Annotated in this window: 16 protein-coding genes and 1 pseudogene; 3 read left to right on the forward strand and 14 right to left on the reverse strand. The window is 68.4% G+C overall.

Going from position 1 to position 19,170, the window contains the following annotated elements:
• Positions 1-84: 84 nt before the first annotated feature.
• Positions 85-1,605 (forward strand): GGDEF domain-containing protein, encoded by a 1,521-nt coding sequence (locus tag HAV18_RS18600; protein ID WP_166958342.1) that lies wholly within the window; start codon positions 85-87, stop codon positions 1,603-1,605.
• Positions 1,606-1,694: 89 nt separating this feature from the next.
• Here HAV18_RS18600 and HAV18_RS18605 read toward each other — a convergent pair whose 3' ends face one another.
• The 6 genes from HAV18_RS18605 to xylA form a co-directional block, all read right to left on the reverse strand.
• Positions 1,695-2,024, reverse strand: a complete 330-nt coding sequence (locus tag HAV18_RS18605) for a hypothetical protein (protein WP_208102017.1) — start codon at positions 2,022-2,024, stop codon at positions 1,695-1,697.
• Between the two features lie 34 nt (positions 2,025-2,058).
• Positions 2,059-3,294, reverse strand: coding sequence for a sugar ABC transporter permease (locus HAV18_RS18610; protein WP_166958344.1), 1,236 nt, complete (start codon positions 3,292-3,294; stop codon positions 2,059-2,061).
• Complete coding sequence (gene xylG / locus HAV18_RS18615) at positions 3,291-4,850, reverse strand: D-xylose ABC transporter ATP-binding protein (protein ID WP_166958346.1); 1,560 nt, start codon at positions 4,848-4,850, stop codon at positions 3,291-3,293. The genes HAV18_RS18610 and xylG overlap by 4 nt, the downstream gene beginning before the upstream one ends.
• A gap of 61 nt (positions 4,851-4,911) precedes the next feature.
• Complete coding sequence (xylF, locus tag HAV18_RS18620) at positions 4,912-5,940, reverse strand: D-xylose ABC transporter substrate-binding protein (protein ID WP_166958348.1); 1,029 nt, start codon at positions 5,938-5,940, stop codon at positions 4,912-4,914.
• A gap of 110 nt (positions 5,941-6,050) precedes the next feature.
• Positions 6,051-7,529 carry a xylulokinase gene (gene xylB, locus HAV18_RS18625; RefSeq protein WP_166958350.1) on the reverse strand — a complete coding sequence of 493 codons (1,479 nt, stop codon included), beginning with the start codon at positions 7,527-7,529 and terminating at the stop codon, positions 6,051-6,053.
• A 4-nt stretch (positions 7,530-7,533) separates the two neighbouring features.
• Complete coding sequence (gene xylA, locus HAV18_RS18630; protein ID WP_166958353.1) at positions 7,534-8,856, reverse strand: xylose isomerase; 1,323 nt, start codon at positions 8,854-8,856, stop codon at positions 7,534-7,536.
• Between the two features lie 273 nt (positions 8,857-9,129).
• Here xylA and HAV18_RS18635 point away from each other — a divergent pair, with 273 nt between their 5' ends.
• Both HAV18_RS18635 and HAV18_RS18640 read left to right on the forward strand, forming a co-directional pair.
• Complete coding sequence (locus tag HAV18_RS18635) at positions 9,130-10,323, forward strand: DNA-binding transcriptional regulator (RefSeq protein ID WP_166958355.1); 1,194 nt, start codon at positions 9,130-9,132, stop codon at positions 10,321-10,323.
• A 27-nt stretch (positions 10,324-10,350) separates the two neighbouring features.
• Complete coding sequence (locus HAV18_RS18640; RefSeq protein ID WP_166958357.1) at positions 10,351-11,439, forward strand: aldose epimerase family protein; 1,089 nt, start codon at positions 10,351-10,353, stop codon at positions 11,437-11,439.
• Positions 11,440-11,546: 107 nt separating this feature from the next.
• Here HAV18_RS18640 and yjfF read toward each other — a convergent pair whose 3' ends face one another.
• From yjfF to HAV18_RS18680, 8 genes and pseudogenes are all read right to left on the reverse strand, one after another.
• A complete protein-coding gene (gene yjfF / locus HAV18_RS18645) occupies positions 11,547-12,635 on the reverse strand; it encodes a galactofuranose ABC transporter, permease protein YjfF (protein WP_166958376.1) in 1,089 nt (362 codons plus the stop codon).
• The gene (locus tag HAV18_RS18650; protein WP_166958378.1) at positions 12,632-13,672 is read right to left on the reverse strand and encodes an ABC transporter permease; all 1,041 of its coding nucleotides are present in this window, start codon (positions 13,670-13,672) and stop codon (positions 12,632-12,634) included. Before HAV18_RS18650 ends, yjfF begins: the two co-directional genes overlap by 4 nt.
• On the reverse strand, positions 13,669-15,183 hold the full coding sequence (locus tag HAV18_RS18655; RefSeq protein WP_166958380.1) for a sugar ABC transporter ATP-binding protein: 1,515 nt from the start codon (positions 15,181-15,183) through the stop codon (positions 13,669-13,671). Before HAV18_RS18655 ends, HAV18_RS18650 begins: the two co-directional genes overlap by 4 nt.
• Positions 15,184-15,244: 61 nt before the next feature.
• Positions 15,245-16,207: an ABC transporter substrate-binding protein gene (locus HAV18_RS18660; RefSeq protein ID WP_166958382.1), complete on the reverse strand. Its 963-nt coding sequence runs from the start codon at positions 16,205-16,207 to the stop codon at positions 15,245-15,247.
• A 338-nt stretch (positions 16,208-16,545) separates the two neighbouring features.
• Positions 16,546-16,947, reverse strand: a pseudogene (locus HAV18_RS18665) (MFS transporter); the annotation flags it as partial.
• 9 nt (positions 16,948-16,956) lie between these two features.
• The gene (locus HAV18_RS18670) at positions 16,957-17,808 is read right to left on the reverse strand and encodes a pirin family protein (protein ID WP_166958384.1); all 852 of its coding nucleotides are present in this window, start codon (positions 17,806-17,808) and stop codon (positions 16,957-16,959) included.
• Between the two features lie 36 nt (positions 17,809-17,844).
• The gene (locus HAV18_RS18675; protein WP_166958386.1) at positions 17,845-18,450 is read right to left on the reverse strand and encodes an FMN-dependent NADH-azoreductase; all 606 of its coding nucleotides are present in this window, start codon (positions 18,448-18,450) and stop codon (positions 17,845-17,847) included.
• 27 nt (positions 18,451-18,477) lie between these two features.
• Positions 18,478-19,056, reverse strand: a complete 579-nt coding sequence (locus tag HAV18_RS18680) for a YceI family protein (protein WP_166958388.1) — start codon at positions 19,054-19,056, stop codon at positions 18,478-18,480.
• Positions 19,057-19,170: the final 114 nt, after the last annotated feature.

Genomic DNA, 19,170 nt, shown 5'->3' on the forward strand with positions numbered 1-19,170 from the left:
TCGATTTCGTTGCCAACCTGCCGTTAACCCGGGTTTCAGCGCAGCCCGGTTCATCGCCCCGGTCTTCCCCCACGAGCGCGTAGCATGCCCGCATCCACTTCCATCGAGAAAATCGCCGACTGGGCGGGACGAAACCACCTTGTCGTCGGCGCGCTCGGCACACTGATGTCGCTTGCGGCGCTGGGCCTCAGCGCGATGACGCTCTGGGCCGCGAGAAGCGAAGTCGTCGAGCACGCGCACGAAACCTCGCGCAACGTCGCCGCCGTGCTGGTCAGCGAGATCGCGCGGACCGTCGAGACGTCCAACAACGCGCTGATCGCGCTCGCCGCCGATCTCGGCAAGCCGGCGGTGCGGCGCATGGACGCCGGGCTGCGGCACGACCTGCTGTTCCAGCGCGCCGCCGCGCAATACGTGACCGGGATGGGCGTGACGGACCAGGGCGGCCAGCTGATCGACGCGTGCTGCGGCCCGTCCCACCACTGGAACTTCGGCGATCGCGACTATTTCAAGGTTCATCGCGACTCGCCGAATGTCGGCCTTTACGTTTCCGAGGCCTATCGCGCGCGCTCGCGCGGCGGCACGGCATCCATCGCGCTGTCCCGGCGCATCGAACGGCCCGACCACACGTTCAGCGGGATCGCGGTGGTCGCGATCGACCTCACGTATTTCGATCAGCTGCTGTCACGGCTGAACGTCGGGCAGTACGGCATCAGCGCAATCCTGCGCGCGGACGGCACCATCCTGGCCCGCAACCCGCCGGTGAGCGATCACCAGATGATCCGCCTGACTCGGTCGAAAACCTTCGATCGCATGCTGAACCAGGATGCGGGATTCTATGCGGCCTACTCGCGCATCGACGGGACCTTGCGGCTGTATACGTTCCAGCGGGTACCCGGTACGCCGCTGATCGCGGTCGTCGCCCCTGCCGAACGCGACGTGCTGGCCGATTTCATCCGCATGTCATGGTCGGTCGGCATATCGGCGTCGATCATCTGCGCGCTCTTCTGCACGGTCGTCTGGCTGCTCGCCTTCGCGTTGCGGGACAACCTTCGCAAGCAGACGCTGCTGACCGGTCTCACCCGCACCGATCCGCTGACCGGCCTGCACAACCGCCGCGCGCTCGACGCCGCGCTGGCCGACGAATGGGCGCGGCTCCAGCGCGGCCACGACGGCAGCCTGTCCGTACTGTTCATCGACGCCGACCACTTCAAGCAGTACAACGACCGATACGGGCATGCGCAAGGCGACATCGCGCTCCGGTTCCTGGCCGAATGCATCCGCGCGCACACGCAGCGGCGCGGCGATCTCGCCGTGCGTTACGGCGGCGAGGAATTCGTCGCGGTGTTGCCGGATACCGACGAAAACGGCGCCTCGCAAGTGGCGGAGGCCATTCGCCGGGACGTGGAAAGCAACCGGCTCGACGGATTTGCCGAGCCGGTTCCCCCTTTTACGGTGAGCATCGGCTGCGCGACCGCCCGCCCTGCGTACCCGTCTTCCATCGACGCGCTGTCGCGTCAGGCGGACGTCGCGCTGTACACCGCCAAGCGCCATGGACGCAACCGGGTCTGCCAGGCACCGGCGGAGCTGCACGAGCATGCGGCCTGAAAGCGCGTATCGATGCGTGCGTTGACGCCGCGCATCCGGCGCACGCGCGCTGGATCGCTAGACGCCCGGGGGGAACACCGGCTGGTGCGTCAGCGCGCACCAGTACGGACAGTCTCGCTCATCGCATCGGCAGATCGCTCCGCTCGCTCGACGAGGCGTGTCAGCCGCATGATGTCGGACAGCGCGAACTCGCTCGCGTCGGGCCTCGGCCGGCCCAGCTCGTCCGCCATGCGCGTCGCGAACGCAAGCGCTTCGGCGCGCTCGCGCAGCAGCGCACGCAGTGCGTCCGCGACAACGCGGCGGTCGCGCGGATCCCCGAGACCGAGTATCGGCCCGTGATCCTGTCCTGCGTCCGGCGTCGCGAGCGGCACGGCCGCCGCCTTCACGATGCGTGGCACGGGAACCGTGTTCCGTTTCATCCCTTTCCCCCGTTGATCGGCGACCGGCATCGCGTCACCGCCGGTTCGACCGCGACACCACGTCGATCCACACCGCCAGCACCAGTACCGCGCCCTTGACGATCATCTGCCAGTACGCGTCGACGTCCAGCATCGACATGCCGTTGTCGAGGCTCGCCATCACGAGCGCGCCGATCAGCGCGCCGTACACGGTGCCCGAGCCGCCGCGCATCGACGTGCCGCCGATGAAGCACGCGGCGATCGCGTCGAGTTCGCCCATCGTGCCCGCGGACGGCGAGCCGGCCGCGAGCCGCGCGGTGTTCACGATGCCGGCGAACGCGCACATCAGCCCCATCAGCGCGAAGATCGCGAGCTTCACGCGGTCGGTATCGACGCCGGACAGCCGCGTCGCCTCGAGATTCGAGCCGACCGCGTAGATGCGCCGCCCGAACACGGTCTGCGTCGCGATCCACGAGAAGATGCCGAGCAGCGCGAGCAGCAACAGCACCGGCACCGGGATACCGCCGTAGCGGTCGAGCGTTGCGACGAACGCGAACAGCACCGCACCCGCGCCCGCGATCTTGACGGCGTCCTGCCAGGGCGGCGCGACCGCGAGCCGGTAGCGGCGCCGCGTGCCGCGCTGGCGCACGACCAGCAGCGCGACGAGCGCGAACAGCAGCAGCGCGAGGCCGTCCCCCGCCACGCGCGGCAGGTAGCCCTGCCCGAGGAACACGAAGCCGTCGGACACGGGTGCGATCGTCGAGCCGCCCGTCACGCCGAGCAGGATCCCGCGAAACGCGAGCATCCCGCCCAACCCGACGATGAACGACGGCACGCGCCGGTAGGTCGACCACCAGCCGTTGAGGAGCCCGACCAGCACGCCGAGCACGAGCACCGCCGGCACCGTCGCGGCGACCGGCCAGTGGCGGTTCACGTCGAGGATCGCCGCGACGCCGCCGAGCAGCCCGAGCAGCGAGCCGACCGACAGGTCGATCTCGCCCGCGATGATCACGAACACCATCCCGCACGCGAGCATGCCGGTGATCGACATCTGCCGCAGCAGGTTCGACACGTTGCGCGGCGTGACGAACGCGCCGTCGGTCAGCACCGAGAAGAATGCCCAGATCGCCGCGACCGCGAGCAGCAGCGCGAGGATCTTGTAGCGCACGAAGACCTGGCGAAGCTGACTGCCGGTCGAGCGACCCGCCGGGCGCCCCGCTTCGTGATCGCCTGAACGGCGCGCGTCCGCGTCCTGCGTCGCCGGGGTAGAAGAGGAAAGTTCGGAATTCATGTCGCACTCGCTGCGGTGGGTTCGGTTGGCCGCCGGCCGGATTTCAGCGCGGCGCCGAGGATCTGTTCCTGCGTGAGGCCGTCGTTGACGAAGTCGCCGCGCAGCTCGCCTTCGCCGATCACCAGCACGCGATCGGCAAGCCCGAGCACTTCCGGCATTTCCGACGACACGACGATCAGCGCGACGCCGCGCTTCGCGAGCGCGAACACGAGGCGGTAGATCTCGGCTTTCGCGCCGACGTCGACGCCGCGCGTCGGCTCGTCGAGAATCAGCACCTGCGGCTCGGCCAGCAGCATCTTCGCGAGCACGGCCTTCTGCTGGTTGCCGCCGGACAGGCTCGCGATCGGCAGGAACGGATGCGCGGCGCGCACCGACAGCCGCTGCATCTCGGTGCGGATCGCGTCCAGCTCGGCGGCCGCGTCGATCCGGCCGCGCGCCGCGAAGCGCCGCAGCACCGCCAGCGTGATGTTGTGGCCGACACCGAGCTGCGGCACGATGCCGTGCCGCTTGCGATCCTCGGGCACCATCGCGATACCGGCGCGGATCGCATCGGCGGGCGTGCGGATCGACAGTGGCCGGCCGTTCATCAGCACGGTCGCCGTGCACGCGCCCGGATACGCGCCGAAGATCGCCTGCATCAGCTCGGTACGGCCCGCGCCGACGAGCCCCGCGACACCGAGAATCTCGCCGCGCCGCACGCTGAACGACACGTCGTCCACCCGTTTGCGATGCACGTTCGTCACGTCGCGACAGGTCACGTGGCGCGCTTCCAGCACGACGTCGCCGATCTCGTGCGGCTCGCGCGGATACAGGTCACGGATCTCGCGGCCGACCATCATCGCGATGATCCGGTCGGTCGTGAGCGCGCGCATCGGCTCGGTCGCGACGTGGCGACCGTCGCGGATCACCGTCACCGTGTCGCACACCGCCTCGACCTCGTCGAGCTTGTGCGAGATGTACACGCACGCGACGCCGCGACGCTTCAGATCGCGCACGATGTCGAGCAGGATGCGTGTTTCGGACGCGCTCAGCGACGACGAAGGCTCGTCGAGGATCAGCAGCTTCGCGCGCTTGTTCAGCGCCTTCGCGATCTCGATCAGCTGCTGGTGGCCGCCGCCGTAGTTCATCACCGGCTGCGCGACGTTGATCGAGTCGATCCGCAATTCGTGCAGCAGTGCCTCGGCGCGCTGCACCATCGCCGCGTAGTTCATGCGCCCGCCCGGCAGCGTGATCTCGTTGCCGAGGAAAATGTTCTCGGCCACCGACAGCTCGGGTACGAGCATCAGTTCCTGGTGGATGATCACGATGCCCGCGCGCTCGGTGTCGCGCACGCCGGACGCGACGAGCGGCGCGCCCTCCCAGCGGATCTCGCCATCCCACGTGCCGTGCGGATACACGCCCGACAGCACCTTCATCAGCGTCGATTTGCCCGCGCCGTTCTCGCCGCACAGCCCCACGCACTCGCCTGGCCGCACCATCAGGTCGATCCCGTCGAGTGCCTTCACGCCGTCGAATTCCTTGACGATGCCGCGCATCGTCAGCAAGGGTTCCGTCATACCTTCATGCCCCGCGATATGCGCACGGCCGCACCGGCGGCCGGCCGCGCGCGTTGCGCCGTTACTGGCTCGCCAGTTGCGCCTGGGTGTAGAAGCCGTCCTTCACGACGACGTCGACGTTGCGTTTGGTCAACAGCGTCGGCTGCAGCAGTACCGTGTCGACCTTCTTCTTGCCGTTGTCGTATTGCGCGTTGAACGCGGGCTTCGTGCCCTTCGCGAGATCCACCGCGAGCTTCGCCGCTTCGCTCGCGATCAGCTTGAGCGGCTTGTAGACGGTCATCGTCTGCGTGCCGGCGATCACGCGCTTGACCGCGGCGAGATCGGCATCCTGCCCGGACACCGGCACCTTGCCGGCCAGGTGCTGCGCGGCGAGCGCCTGGATCGCGCCGCCTGCGGTGCCGTCGTTCGATGCGACGATCGCGTCGATCTTGTTGTTGTTCGCGGTCAGCGCATCCTCGACGATCCGCAGCGCGGTCGACGCGCTCCACTCCGGCACCCACTGCTGGCCGACGACCTTGATGTCGCCGCGATCGATCGCCGGCTTCAGCACCTTCAGTTGCCCTTCGCGCAGCATCTTCGCGTTGTTGTCGGTCGGCGCGCCGCCGAGCAGGAAATAGTTGCCCTTCGGCTTCGCGTCGTAGACGCCCTGCGCCTGCAGTTCGCCGACCTTCTGGTTGTCGAACGAGATGTACGCATCGACGTCGGCGTCGAGGATCAGGCGGTCGTACGACACGATCTTGATGCCCGCCTTGCGCGCTTCGGCGACGACGTTGCCGAGCGTCTTCGAATTGAACGGCACGATCACGATCACGTCCACGCCGCGGGAGATCAGGTTCTCGATCTGCGAGATCTGCCGCTCCTCGCTCGCATCCGCGGACTGCACGGACACTTTCGCGCCGAGCTTCGTCGCGGCGGCCACGAAATAGTCGCGGTCGCGCGACCAGCGCTCGACGCGCAGGTCGTCGATGCAGAAGCCGATTTCCGGCTTGTCCTTGCTCGCATGTGCGAGCGGTGCGCCCAGCGCGAGGATCGCCAGCGCGGCGGCGCCGGCAAGCGAGCTCAATACGGTACGACGCGTCACGGATTTCATGTCTCCAACTCCTCGTTATTGGACAACCTCACGAACGCCGGGCCGGCGCCGGAATGCGCCGCCCGCATCGAGTCACTGCAACGTACGGCGCCGTTCAGGCGAGCCGCCGTTCAAGCGCCCTGTGCAAACACCGGTTCGAGCGCCCGATAGAGCGCGCGAAACGTCGGCCGCCGCGCGTCGCGATACCACGCGTGGCGCGCCATGTCGGGCTCCCGTACCGCGACGACGGGCGGCTGCGGGCACACGGCGTCGAGCGGCGCATCCGGTTCGAGCGCGAGATGCGCGAGCCGCGCGGCGCCGAGCGCCGGGCCGACTTCGCCGCCCGCGCGCAAGGTCAGCGCGCGGCCGCTCAGGTCGGCCAGCATCTGCGTCCAGTACGCGCTGCGCGAACCGCCGCCGATCACCGTGATGCCGTCGGGCGCGAGCCCGGCCGCATGCAGCGCGTCGATCCCGTCGAGCAGCGCGAAACCGACGCCTTCGAGCGTCGCGTTCGCGAGATCCGCGCGCCGCGTGTCAGGCGTCAGCCCGTAGAACACGCCCTTCGCATTCACGTCGTTGTGCGGCGTGCGCTCGCCGCTCAGGTAAGGCAGGAACCACGGGCGATCCGCGCGCGCGTTCGCTTCCGCGTCGGCGAGCAGCGCGGCAACGCCGTCGTAGCCGGCCAGTTGCGCGGTGAAATCGACGCAGCCGGCCGCATTCAGCATCACCGACATCAGGTGCCACGTGCGCGGCAACGCGTGACAGAAGCTGTGGACGCCGGATTCGGGATTCGCGCGAAAACCATCCGACACCGCGAAATAAACGCCCGACGTGCCGAGCGAAAGCAGCGCATCGCCGGGCCGCACGATGCCCACGCCCACCGCGCCGGCCGCGTTGTCGCCCCCGCCCGCGACGACCGGGATTTCACGCAACCCGAGCGCGCGAGCGACGGCCGGCAGCAGCGTGCCGGTGATGCGGTTGCCCTCGAACACGGCCGGCACCTGCGCACGCGAAAGCCCGCATGCGGCAAGCAGCGTGTCGTCGTAATCGCGCTTCGCGACATCGAGCCACAACGTGCCGGCCGCATCCGACGGATCGGTCGCGAACGCGCCGGTCAACCGGTAGCGCAGATAATCCTTCGGCAACAGTACGTGGGCGATCCGCGCGAATACGTCCGGCTCGTGCCGCCGCACCCACAACAGCTTCGGCGCGGTGAAACCCGGCATCGCGAGATTGCCGGCGACCGCGCGCAGCGTGGGCGCGCGCCGCTCGAGTTCCGCGCACTCTGCATCCGCGCGGCCGTCATTCCACAGGATCGCGGGGCGCAGCACGTCGCCGCGCGCATCGAGCAGCGTCGCACCGTGCATCTGCCCGGTCAGGCCGAGCGCATCGATATCACGCGGATCGATGCCGGCCGCGCGCGCATCGGCGACGAGCGCCGCCAGCGCGCCGCACGCGGCGTCCCACCAGTCGCGCGGCGCCTGTTCGGACCAGCGCGGCCGAGGCCGGCTCACTGCCAGCGGCCTGCTTGCGCTGGCTCGCACCGCGCCGTCGCGGTCGAGCAGCACGGCCTTCACGCCCGACGTACCGAGGTCGACTCCGATGTACATGGCGTCAGCGCAGCCCGTAGATGGCCTGGTTCACGATGTTCTCGAGCCGCTCCTGCCCGCCGCTCGCATGCTGCGGGTTCACGCCGCGCGCGAGTGCGTCGGCGGCAAGCGACTCCAGCGTGTAGCCGCCCGACAGGATCTCGCGGCCGAATGCGCTGTCCCACTGCGCGTAGCGCTGCCGGCGCAGCGCGTCGAGCCGGTCGCTTTCGACCAGCACGGCCGCGCGCTCGACGGCCAGCGCGAGCACGTCGATCGCGCCGACATGGCCGTAGAACAGGTCTTCCGGATCGACGCTCTGGCGTCGCACTTTCGCGTCGAAGTTCATGCCGCCGGTGGTGAAGCCACCGTGGCGCAGGATCTCGTAGAACGCGAGGGTCAGCTCCTCGACACTGTTCGGGAACTGGTCGGTATCCCAGCCGTTCTGCGGATCGCCGCGATTCGCATCGACGCTGCCGAACACGCCGAGCGCGAACGCGTTCGCGATCTCGTGATGGAACGAATGGCCGGCGAGCGTCGCGTGGTTCGCCTCGATGTTCACGCGGATCTCGTTCTGCAGTCCGTACTGGGTGAGGAAGCCGTGCACGGTCGCGACATCGTAGTCGTACTGGTGCTTGGTCGGTTCCTGCGGCTTCGGCTCGATCAGCAGCGCGCCGTTGAAACCGATCCGGTGCTTGTGCTCGACAACCATCGACAGGAAGCGCGCGAACTGGTCGCGTTCGCGCTTCAAGTCGGTATTGAGCAGCGTCTCGTACCCTTCGCGGCCGCCCCACAGCACGTAGTTCTCACCGCCGAGCCGATGCGTCGCGTCGAGCGCGTGGCGCACCTGGGTGGCCGCCCACGCGAACACGTCGGGATTCGGGTTGGTCGCCGCGCCCGCCGCGAAGCGTGGATGCGAGAACAGGTTCGCGGTGCCCCACAGCAACCGCACGCCCGTCGCCTGCTGACGCTCGCCCAGGTAATCGGTCATCCGCGCGAAGTTCTCGACATACTCGCGCAGGTTGTCGCCCTCCGGCGCGACATCGGTGTCGTGGAACGTATAGAACGGCGTACCGAGCTTCGTGAAGAACTCGAACGCCGCATCGGCCTTCTGCCGCGCGCGCTCGAGCGGGTCGCCCGGCTGGTGCCATGGCCGCCGGAATGCCCCCTGGCCGAAGATGTCGTGGCCCGGCCACACGAACGTGTGCCAGTAGCACACCGCGATCCGCAGATGCTCCTCGAGCGTCTTGCCAAGCACCCGCTTCGTGCGGTCGTAATAGCGGTAGGCAAGCGGGTTGTCCGACTGCGGACCTTCGTAGCGAATCGCGGGAATCTGTTCGAAATACGACATGGCGTCTCCGTCCGGTTTCTTGTTGCAGTGCGGCGTGCATCGCGGTGGCGTGCGACGCCGAATTCGGTCTGGCTGGATCGTGCCCGCGCGCCCCCTCGCCCGCAATTGCGAAATTGCGCAGTACGCTTAACGTTTCTTGCCAGTGCGGTGCGCAGGGCATGCGTTCCGTCCTACAATCGCCGGACACCTGACAAACCCGACAGCCGCGCGGCACCGCCGCGCCCCCGGAGACAACGGCGCGACGCCCCGGACGGCGCGCGCCTCGAGACCGAGATGACCCGCGCCCCTTCCAGCCAGACGCCGCACCGCATCGCGCTGCTGTTCAACGCCAACAAGGTCTACGACCGCGAGATCATCAGCGGCATCGGCCAGTACCTGCGCTCGACGCGCGTGGTGTGGGACCTGTTCCTCGAAGACGACTTCCGCTGCCGGCTCGCCGGCATCGAGCATTTCGACGGCGACGGCATCATTGCCGACTTCGACGATCCGGCCGTCGCCGACGCGCTCGCCGGCTCGCCGCTGCCGGTCGTCGCGCTCGGCTCGTCTTACGAGGATCCGGCGCAATATCCGGACGGCGTGCCGTATATCGCGACCGACAACGCAAAGCTCGTGTCGCTCGCGTACACGCACCTGATCGGCGCCGGGCTCGCGCACTTCGCGATGTACAGCCTGCCCGTCGCGCAGCAGAACCGCTGGGCGCAGCAGCGCGAGCTGGCGTTCGACCGGCTCGCGCGCGCGGACGGGCTCGACGCGCCGATCTACCGCGGGCTGTCGACCAGCGCATCGGCATGGAACCACGCGATCGAGCAGTTGATCGGCTGGCTGCACGCGCTGCCCAAGCCCGTCGGCATCATCGCAGTGACCGACGCGCGCGCGCGGCACCTGCTGCAGGCGTGCCTGATCGCCGGCCTCGCGGTGCCGGAACAGGTCGCGATCATCGGCATCGACAACGACCCGCTCACCCGCACGCTCACGCGCATTCCGCTGTCGTCCGTGATCCAGGGCACCGAGGAAATGGGCCGCACCGCCGCGCACCTGCTGCACCAGATGCTGCGCGGCGCGCGGTTTCCCGACCGGCGGATTCTCGTGCCGCCGGTCGGGATCAACGTGCTCGAATCGACGCGCCACCAGCCGCTCACGAGCCCGTACGTGATGCGCGCACGCCATTTCATTCGCCAGTACGCGTGCCAGGGCATCAAGACCGAGCAGGTCGCCGACTATGTCGGCGTATCGCGATCGCTGCTCGAGGAACACTTCCGGCGCGAACTGCAGCGCACCGTGCACCAGGAGATCCTGCGCCACAAGCTCGAAGCGGCGCAGGCGCTGCTCGCCGGCCGGCAGGCATCGAGCGCCGAAGTCGCGATCCGTTGCGGGTTCACGTCGATTCAGTACATGTACGCGGTATTCCGGCGCGAGCTGGGCTGTACGCCGCGCGAATACCAGGAACGCGCGGTCGCCGCGCCCTGAAGCCCGCCTTTCTCATCGAATCCACCCATGCACATCGATACCGACTCTCCCCGCCTGACGCCCGGCATCGCACGCGTGCCTTCCGAACCGTGGGGCACGCTGCCCGACGGCGACGCGGTGCGGCGCTATACGCTGCGCAACGCGCACGGGATGCGCGTCGTCGTCAGCGATCTCGGCGCGACCGTCGTGTCGTGGCTCGCGCCTGACCGCACCGGACGCTTCGCCGATATCGTGCTCGCGCACGACACGCCCGCCGAATACGTCGAATCGGGCGTCTACCTCGGCGCGACGATCGGCCGGTGGGCGAACCGGATCGCCGGCGCGCGCTTCACGCTCGACGGCGTCGACTACCGGCTCGATCGCAACGAGCGCGGCAATCTGCTACACGGCGGCGCAAACGGCTTTCATCGCCAGCGCTGGGCCGTCGTCGACGATTGCGGCGGGCTGACGCTGCGGCTCGACTCGCCGGAAGGCGACGCGGGTTTTCCGGGCAACGTAAGTGTGCAGGTTCGCTATGCGCTCGACGACGACGGCACGCTGACGATCGACTACACCGGCGTCACCGACGCGCCCACACCGCTCAACCTGACGAATCACAGCTATTTCAACCTCAGCGGCCGCGCGGGCGGCGACGTGCACGGCCACGTGCTGAGCATCGACGCCGACGCGTTCCTCGAAGTCGACGACGCACTGATCCCGACCGGCACCGCCGACGTGACCGGCACGGCGTTCGACTTCCGGCAGAGCGCGCCGCTCGGCGCGCGCCTCGACTGGCCGCATGCGCAACTCGCAAGGGCGCGCGGCTTCGATCACTGCTTCGTGCTGCGCGACGGCGCGCACGCGCTCAGGCCCGTCGCAAGCATCTACGATCCGGAAAGCGGCCGCGAGCTGGTCGTGTCGACGGATCAGCGCGGCCTGCAACTCTATACGGGCAACTACCTCGACGGCGTGCGTGTGAGCGGCGGCACGCGCTGCGCGCGACACGCCGCGCTGTGCGTCGAAGCCGGCGGCTTTCCGGATCAGGTCAACATGGCCGAACTGCGCGACGACGTCATCGTTCATCCGGGCGCCGTCTATCGGCAGACCACGCAGTACCGCGTGGGTGTTCGCGCATGACGCGGTGCGCGCCGCCCGGGACACGCACCGGCGGTGCGGCGCGGCGCGGCCACACCGCGCGGCCGCTGCCCTGTTGATCCACTGCGCCGCACGCGTCGCGCAATCCGCTACACGCGCCGCATCGTCGATACGAGCGCCGCGTCGTCGCCCGTCCCTGCCGGCCGTGCCGATGCAGCGTCGGCTGGTCGCGGCCGCTCCCCCAGCCCCGTGCCGCCGGTGCGCCGCCGCGCGGCATGCCGCTCGATCACCCGCTGCAGCACGCAAAACACGCACAGCAGCGCGCCGATCACGATCCGCGTCCACCACGAGCTCAACGTACCGTCGAACGTGATCAGCACCTGGATCGTGCCGAGGATGCCGACGCCGAATACCGAACCGATCACATAGCCCACGCCGCCGGTGAGCAGCGTGCCGCCGATCACGGTCGCGGCGATCGCGTCGAGTTCCATCCCCTGCGCCTGAAGCCCGTAGCCCGACAGCACGTACAGCGTGAACACCACGCCGCCGAGCGCCGAACAGAAGCCGCTGAGCGCATAGACACCGATCTTCGTGCGCGCGACCGGCAAGCCCATCAGCAGCGCCGAGCGCTCGTTGCCGCCGATCGCATACACGTTGCGGCCGAAGCGCGTGAAGTGCGCGACGTAGATCGCGGCGGCCAGCGTCGCGAGCGCGATCAGCGCGCCCGCACTCAGCGTGCCGCCGCCGAGCGGCACGCTGATGCCCGCGATCGCATGAAACGTCGGCTCGTTGATCGTGATCGACTGCGTCGTGATCAGGAAACACGCGCCGCGCGCGAGAAACATCCCGGCGAGCGTGACGATGAACGGCTGCAACCGGAAATAATGGATCAGCGCGCCCATCGCTGCGCCGTACAACGCGCCGAATGCAAGCACGAGCGGCACGATGATCCACACCGGCCAGTGCAGCCGCTCGGCGCCGACCGCACAAAATATGGTTGTCAGCGCAACCACCGAGCCGACCGACAGGTCGATCCCGCCCGACACGATCACGAACGTCATCCCGATCGCGACGATCAGCAGGAACGCGTTGTCGACGAGCAGCCCGGTCAGCACCTGCATCGAGAAAAAGCCCGTGTACATCACGGACCCGAAACCGAACAGCGCGACGAACAGCAGGATCGTCACGACGATCGGCAGCGTGCGCGGGTCGGCGAGCCGGCCAAGGAATCGGGTCATCGGGGCGTCGCTCCGGTGGTGGCGCGCGAACGCGCGGAAGGCAGCAGCCGTGACGCGTGCCGGACGACGAGCGCGCGCGCCGCCTCCGACTGGATCAGCGTCACGACGATCACGACGATCGCCTTGACGACGAGCGTCGCCTCCGGCGGCACACCGATCGAATAGGTCGTATAGGTGAGCGTCTGGATGATCAGCGCGCCGAGCACGGAACCGGCGAGGCTGAAGCGGCCGCCGAGCAGCGACGTGCCGCCGAGTGTCACCGCGAGGATCGCGTCGAGTTCGAGCAGCAGCCCCGCGTTGTTGCCGTCGGCGCTGCGCACGTTCGAACTCAAGAGGACGCCGGCAAGCGCCGCCATCACGCCCGAACACAGATACACGCCGAACACCACCGCGCCCGAGCGCAGCCCGACGAGCCGCGTCGCGACCGGGTTCACGCCGATCGCGCGGATGAACAGACCGAGCGCCGTGCGGTTCACGAGCAGCGCGGTCGCGGCAATCGTCGCGATCGCGATCCACACCGCGCACGGCACGGTCGCGAGATAACCGCCGCCGAGCGCGAGGTAGCCGGGTGCGCCGATCGGGATGATCTGACCGCCCGTCAGCAGTTGCGCGACGCCGCGGCCGGCCACCATCAGGATCAGCGTCGCGATGATCGGCTGCATCCCGACGAACGCAACGAGCAGCCCATTCCATGCGCCCGCGAGCAGCCCGACGCCGAGCGCGGCGGCCAGCGCCGCGCCGACGCGCGACGGGTCCGCATCGAGCACGATCGCCGCGGCCGCACCGGCAATCGCGACGATCGCGCCGACCGAGATGTCGATCCCGCGCGTCGCGATCACGAGCGTCATCCCGAGCGACACGATCACGAGCGGCGCCGCACGATTCAGGATGTCGATCGGCGCGCCGAACAGGTGGCCGTCGAGCAGCGCGATCGACAGGAACCCGGGACGATGCGCGACATCGAGCGCGAACAGCAGCGCGAGCGTCAGCACCGGCCACACCAGCGAATGACGGAACAGCGTGCGCAACCGCGTCATGACTGGCCTCCCGCGATCAGCCGGTACACCTGTTCCTCGGATGCATCGGCGCCGGTCAGCTCGGCGACCTTGCGCCGGTCGCGCAGCACCGCGATCCGGTGGCTCACGCGCACGACCTCGCCGATCTCCGACGAGATGAACAGGATCGCAAGCCCGGTCTTGCACAGCGCGAGTACGCGCTCCATGATGTCGAACTTCGCGGCGACGTCGATCCCGCGTGTCGGTTCGTCGAGAATCAGCAGCTTCGGGTCCGTCGCAAGCCAGCGCGCGAGCAGCACCTTCTGCTGATTGCCGCCCGACAGCAGCCCGATCGGCTGCTCCGCGTCGCGCGCCTTGATGCCGAGCCTGGCGATGTACGTATCGGCGATCTCGCGCTGGCGCGCGCGCCCGATCAGCCGCCACCAGCCGCGCCGCGCCTGCAGCGCGAGCACGATGTTCTCGCGGATCGACAGCGCGGCGACGATGCCTTCCTTCTTGCGGTCCTCCGGGCAGTACGCGATGCCGTGCCGCACCGCGTCGTGCGGCGACGCGAGCCGCGTGCGCGCGCCGTCGATCTCGATCGCGCCGGTGTCCGGGCGTTCCGCGGCGAACGCGAGCTGCGCGGTTTCGGTGCGCCCCGAGCCGAGCAGCCCGGCCAGCCCGACGATCTCGCCAGGACGCACGTCGAGGTCGAGCGCGCTCATCATCCCGCGCCGGCCGACCTGCCGCATCGACAGGAACGGCGCGGCGTCGCCGGCGGTGCGCCCGACGGCCGCGGCACCCGCCTGCAGTGTGTCCGACATCCGCTCGCGGCCGGTCATCTTCGCGACCAGCGCATCGACCGGCAGGTCGCGCGCCAGGTACTCGCCTTCACGTTCGCCGTTACGCATCACGGTGATCCGGTCGGACACCGCATAGGTCTGTTCCAGGAAGTGCGTGACGAACAGGATCGCGATGCCCGACGCCTTCAGCCGGCGCAGCACGTCGAACAGCCGCGCGACCTCGCCGTCGTCGAGACTCGAGGTCGGCTCGTCGAGGATCAGCACGCGCGCGTCGACGGAAACGGCGCGCGCGATCGCCACCATCTGCTGCACGGCGATCGGATACGCGTCGAGCGAGCGCGTGACGTCGAGCGACAGGTCGAGTTCGGCCAGTGCCGCGCGCGAGCGCGCATGGATCGCGCTCCAGTCGATCGCGCCGCGCCGCATCGGCTGCCGGCCCGCAAAGATGTTCTCGGCGACCGACAGGTTCGTGCACAGATTCACTTCCTGGTAGAGCGTCTGGATCCCGGCCGCCTCGGCTTCGCGCGGCGCGGCAAACCGCACGGGCCGGCCGCCGACGCGAATCTCGCCCGCGTCGTGCGCATGCACGCCGGTGAGCACGTTGATCAGCGTCGACTTGCCCGCGCCGTTCTGGCCCATCAGCGCATGGATCTCGCCCGGATACAGCCGGAAGTCCACGCGCCGCAGCGCGCTGACGCCCGGGAATGCCTTGTCGATGCCGGTCATCTCGACCACCGGCGTATGCGTCATGACCCCTCCGTCGAAACGGTTGCGATGCGGGCGGCGGCCACACCGCCGCCCGTGCGGGACATCAGTACTTGCGGTTCGGCAGCACCTGCGCCGCGACGCTCATCGGGAACACCGTCTCGTTCGTCACGATCCGCTTGGGCAGTTGCTTGCCGGCGACGACGTCCTTCACCGCGCTCATCAGTTGCGGGCCGAGCAGCGGGCTGCATTCGACGTCGACGTTGATCTTGCCGGCGATCATTGCCTGGAAGCCGCCCTTCGTCGCGTCGAACGACACGACGCTCACGTCCTTGCCGGGCTTGATCCCCGCTTCCTCCATCGCCTGGATCGCGCCGAGCGCCATGTCGTCGTTGTGCGCGTACACGACGTTGATCTGCTTGCCGTAGGTCTTCGCGAACGCTTCCATCACCTGCTTGCCGCCGGCGAGCGTGAAGTCGCCGCTTTGCGACGCGATCACCTTGAATTTCGGATTGCTTTTGATCACTTCGAGCAGCCCCGCGCGGCGATCGTTGGCCGGCGCCGAGCCGACCGTGCCCTGCAGCTCGACGATGTTGATCGGGCCCGCGTCGTTCTTGTAGTGCTCTTCCATCCAGTGGCCCGCGCGCCGCCCTTCCTCGAGGAAGTCCGAGCCGATCATCGTCACGTACAGCGACGGATCCTTCACGTCGACCGCACGATCGGTCAGGATCACCGGGATGTGCGCGGCCTTCGCTTCGGTCAGCACCGGTTCCCAGCCCGATTCGACGACCGGCGAGAACGCGATCACGTCGACCTTCTGCGCGATGAACGAGCGGATCGCGCGGATCTGGTTCTCCTGCTTCTGCTGCGCGTCCGAGAATTTCAGGTTGATGCCGGCGTCCTTCGCCGCGCCCTTCACCGACACGGTGTTCGCGGTGCGCCACGCGCTTTCCGCGCCCACCTGCGAAAACCCGAGCGTGATCGGCTTCTGCTGCGCGAACGCGCCGGGCGCGAACACCGTCGCCGCGGCGACGAGCGCGCCGGCCGTCAGCTTCCTGATGAATGTCATGATCCGTCTCCGATGATGTCGTTGTATGCCGCTGCGCTGTTCTCGTTCTGCGTGGCGCGGATGCGGGGAGGGGCTGCGGCCAGCCGGCGCGTGCGGCCGGCCCGGTCTGCATGCCCCGCATCAGTCTAGAAACAAGTCCGATAACCTTCCAATGAAATATTGGATTGGGGAGATACCGGAATCGGCATACGTATAAACACCTAAACGTGCCGGGTAGCCGGCGCGGCTGCCAGGCGCGGCCTGGCGGTGACGAATGCGTAATGGCCGGCGCATTCGTGAATGCGCCGGCCAGACCGCGATGCCGTAATGGAAGAGAAAGCTGCAGACCCGTTTCAGATCGCGACCAGCAGGCCGGACGACAGCGTCGCGCGAATCCCGAACCGCATCACCCGCTTCGACGACAAGCCCCGCGAAAACCCCGCCATCACGACGCTGGCCGGCAGGAACGCGAGCCCGACCTGCATCGCGCCGTAGTGCAGCACACGCTGCAGGTGCAGCGCGGAAATGAACGACCGCGCGAACAGGCGCAGCGGCATCAGCGGTTGCGGCACGCGCGACTCGACGACGACAACGACGAACGCGAACGCGAGCACGAACGCGACACCGAGCTGGACGAGCGTCTGCGCCGATGTCCAGCCTGCTGCATTGCCGTGCACGATCGCGTAAACGGCCAGCATCAGCGACGCGGTAACGGTCACCGCGCCCGCCAGATCCAGCGGAGCGCGCTCGGCCGGCGGCCGGCGCGCCGCTCAGCGCATCGCGCCCTTCGCGCGCAGTGCGTGGCCGATGCGCACGATCTCGCGCTCGCCTTCCACCAGCGCGGCGGCGCTCGTATGCACCGAGTAGTTGCCGAGATGCAGATCGTGCGGATGCGGGATGGCCGTCCCGACGACGAAGCGCGCATCGGTCACCGCTTCGAATTCGAGCGGCGCGTCGGACGCATCGAAGACGGCCAGTTCGCCCTGGCCGACCGGCTCCGGCATGCGCAGGCTGCCGTCCATCACGGCGGTCCAGCCGACCCGGTAGCCCTGCGGCGGCCGCGACACCCAGCGTTCGCCGGCCTTCAGCTGCACGACCAGGTAGTTGATGCCCGGCGGCGCATCGATCGGGCTGACCGCGTCGCCGCTGCGGCCGAGCAGCACGCGCGCCGGGCCGTCGGTCGGGATGTCGTCGATCGACAGGTGCTGGCTGAACGCCGGCGCCAGCTCGCGCCCCGGCGGCAGCGCGACCCACAGCTGGAACGCCTTGACCGGCGGCACGACGGAACCCGTATGCCAGACGCCGCGCCCCGCGCTCATCCATTCGATGTCGCCGGGCGCCATCGTGCCTTCGTGGCCGGTGGATTCGGCATAGGTGCCGCGTCCGTCGATCGCGAGCGTCAGCGTCGCGATGCCCGAATGCGGATGCCAGCCGAAAGCCGTCTGCCCGATCGGCGCCTGCGTGTCGATCAGGTCGAGAAACACGAACGGCTTGATCATCTCGCCGACGTCGGACGGGCTCACCATCCGCACGACCGGCCCGTGTGCGTGGCCACGCGTGCGAAACACGACGTGACGGCCGGCGACAGCGGTCCGCGGGGCGGGTTCGAGGGCATTCAACATGATGGTTCTCCTGTGGCCGGCATCCGGCCCGTTGCGTCAGGCCGCGAGTGCCGCCGCCGCTTCCTTCGCCGACGCGATCGCGCCGCTGCGCTTGTCCGGCCCCATCGCGACGCCTTCCGCGCGAATGAACGTGATGTCCGTGATGCCGAGGAAGCCGAACGCGTCTTTCAGATAGGTTTCCTGATGATCGAACGAGGCCACCGGCGAGCCAGCGCTGTACACGCCGCCGCGCGACGACGCGACGACCAGCTTCTTGCCGCCGGACAGGCCCTCCGGCCCGTTCTCGGTATAGCGGAACGTCTTGCCGGCCACCGAGATGCGGTCGATCCACGCCTTCAGTTGCGACGCGATGCCGAAGTTGTACATCGGTGCGCCGATGACCACGATGTCGGCCGCGAGGAATTCGTCGAGCGCGCGCTGGCCGATCTCGACGTCCGCCTTCAGCGCGTCGTCGACGGGCGCGCCTTGTGCGGCGGCCAGGTGCAGGCCGGTCAGATGACCGATTGGCGTCGCGGCGAGATCGAGGCGCGTGACCGTGAGGCCGGGATCGCGGGCGCGGAAGGTCGCGACGACCTCCGCCGACAGTTCGCGGCTGACCGAGCCTTGACCGAGGATGCTGGAATCGATGTGCAGCAGTTTCATGAGGGTTCTCCGAACGGGATGACGGGATTACTGCTTGATGGCTTCGGCCGTGATGAGCAGGCGGGTCTTCATGCTGAAGCCGTACGCCTTGCCGAAATCGACGCCGAAGTCGCTGCGGTCGAACTCGCCCACCGCGTCGACGCCGCACACTTCGCGCTTGAGCATCGGATGCGGCATGCACTTGAACGAATCGATCTTCAGCGTGAGCGGACGCGTCACGCCGTGCATCGTGAGATTGCCGACGACCGTCGCCGGCCTGTCGCCGTCGAACGTGATCGCACCCTTGTAAGTCGCTTGCGGGAACTTCGATGCGTCGAAGAACTGGTTCGACTGCAGGTCCTGGTCGAGCTTCGCGCTGCCGGTATGCACCGATGCAATCGCGGTGGTCACGTCGACGGTGCCGGTCTTGGCCGCGCGGTCGAGCGTCACCGTGCCGCCCGATTTGTCGAACTTGCCGCGCCAGACCGACAGGCCGCCGATATGATCGGCCTCGAAGCTCGGGTACGTATGGTCCGGATCGAACTGGTACGTCGACGCGGCGGCGAATGCGGAAAACGACAGCGAGGCGGCGAGCAGGCCAGCCGCGAACGTCAGGGGCTTGTTCAATTCAATCTCCGTGGGACATCAGGGGTTCGTCTGTAGCGTGAAACCAGTATGGAGACTGAAGCCGCTTTACACTAGACGGATAAATAGGATTTGATTAATCCATTTTTGGAGGAA

This window comes from Burkholderia sp. D-99, from assembly GCF_011605345.1.
Lineage (GTDB): Bacteria > Pseudomonadota > Gammaproteobacteria > Burkholderiales > Burkholderiaceae > Burkholderia.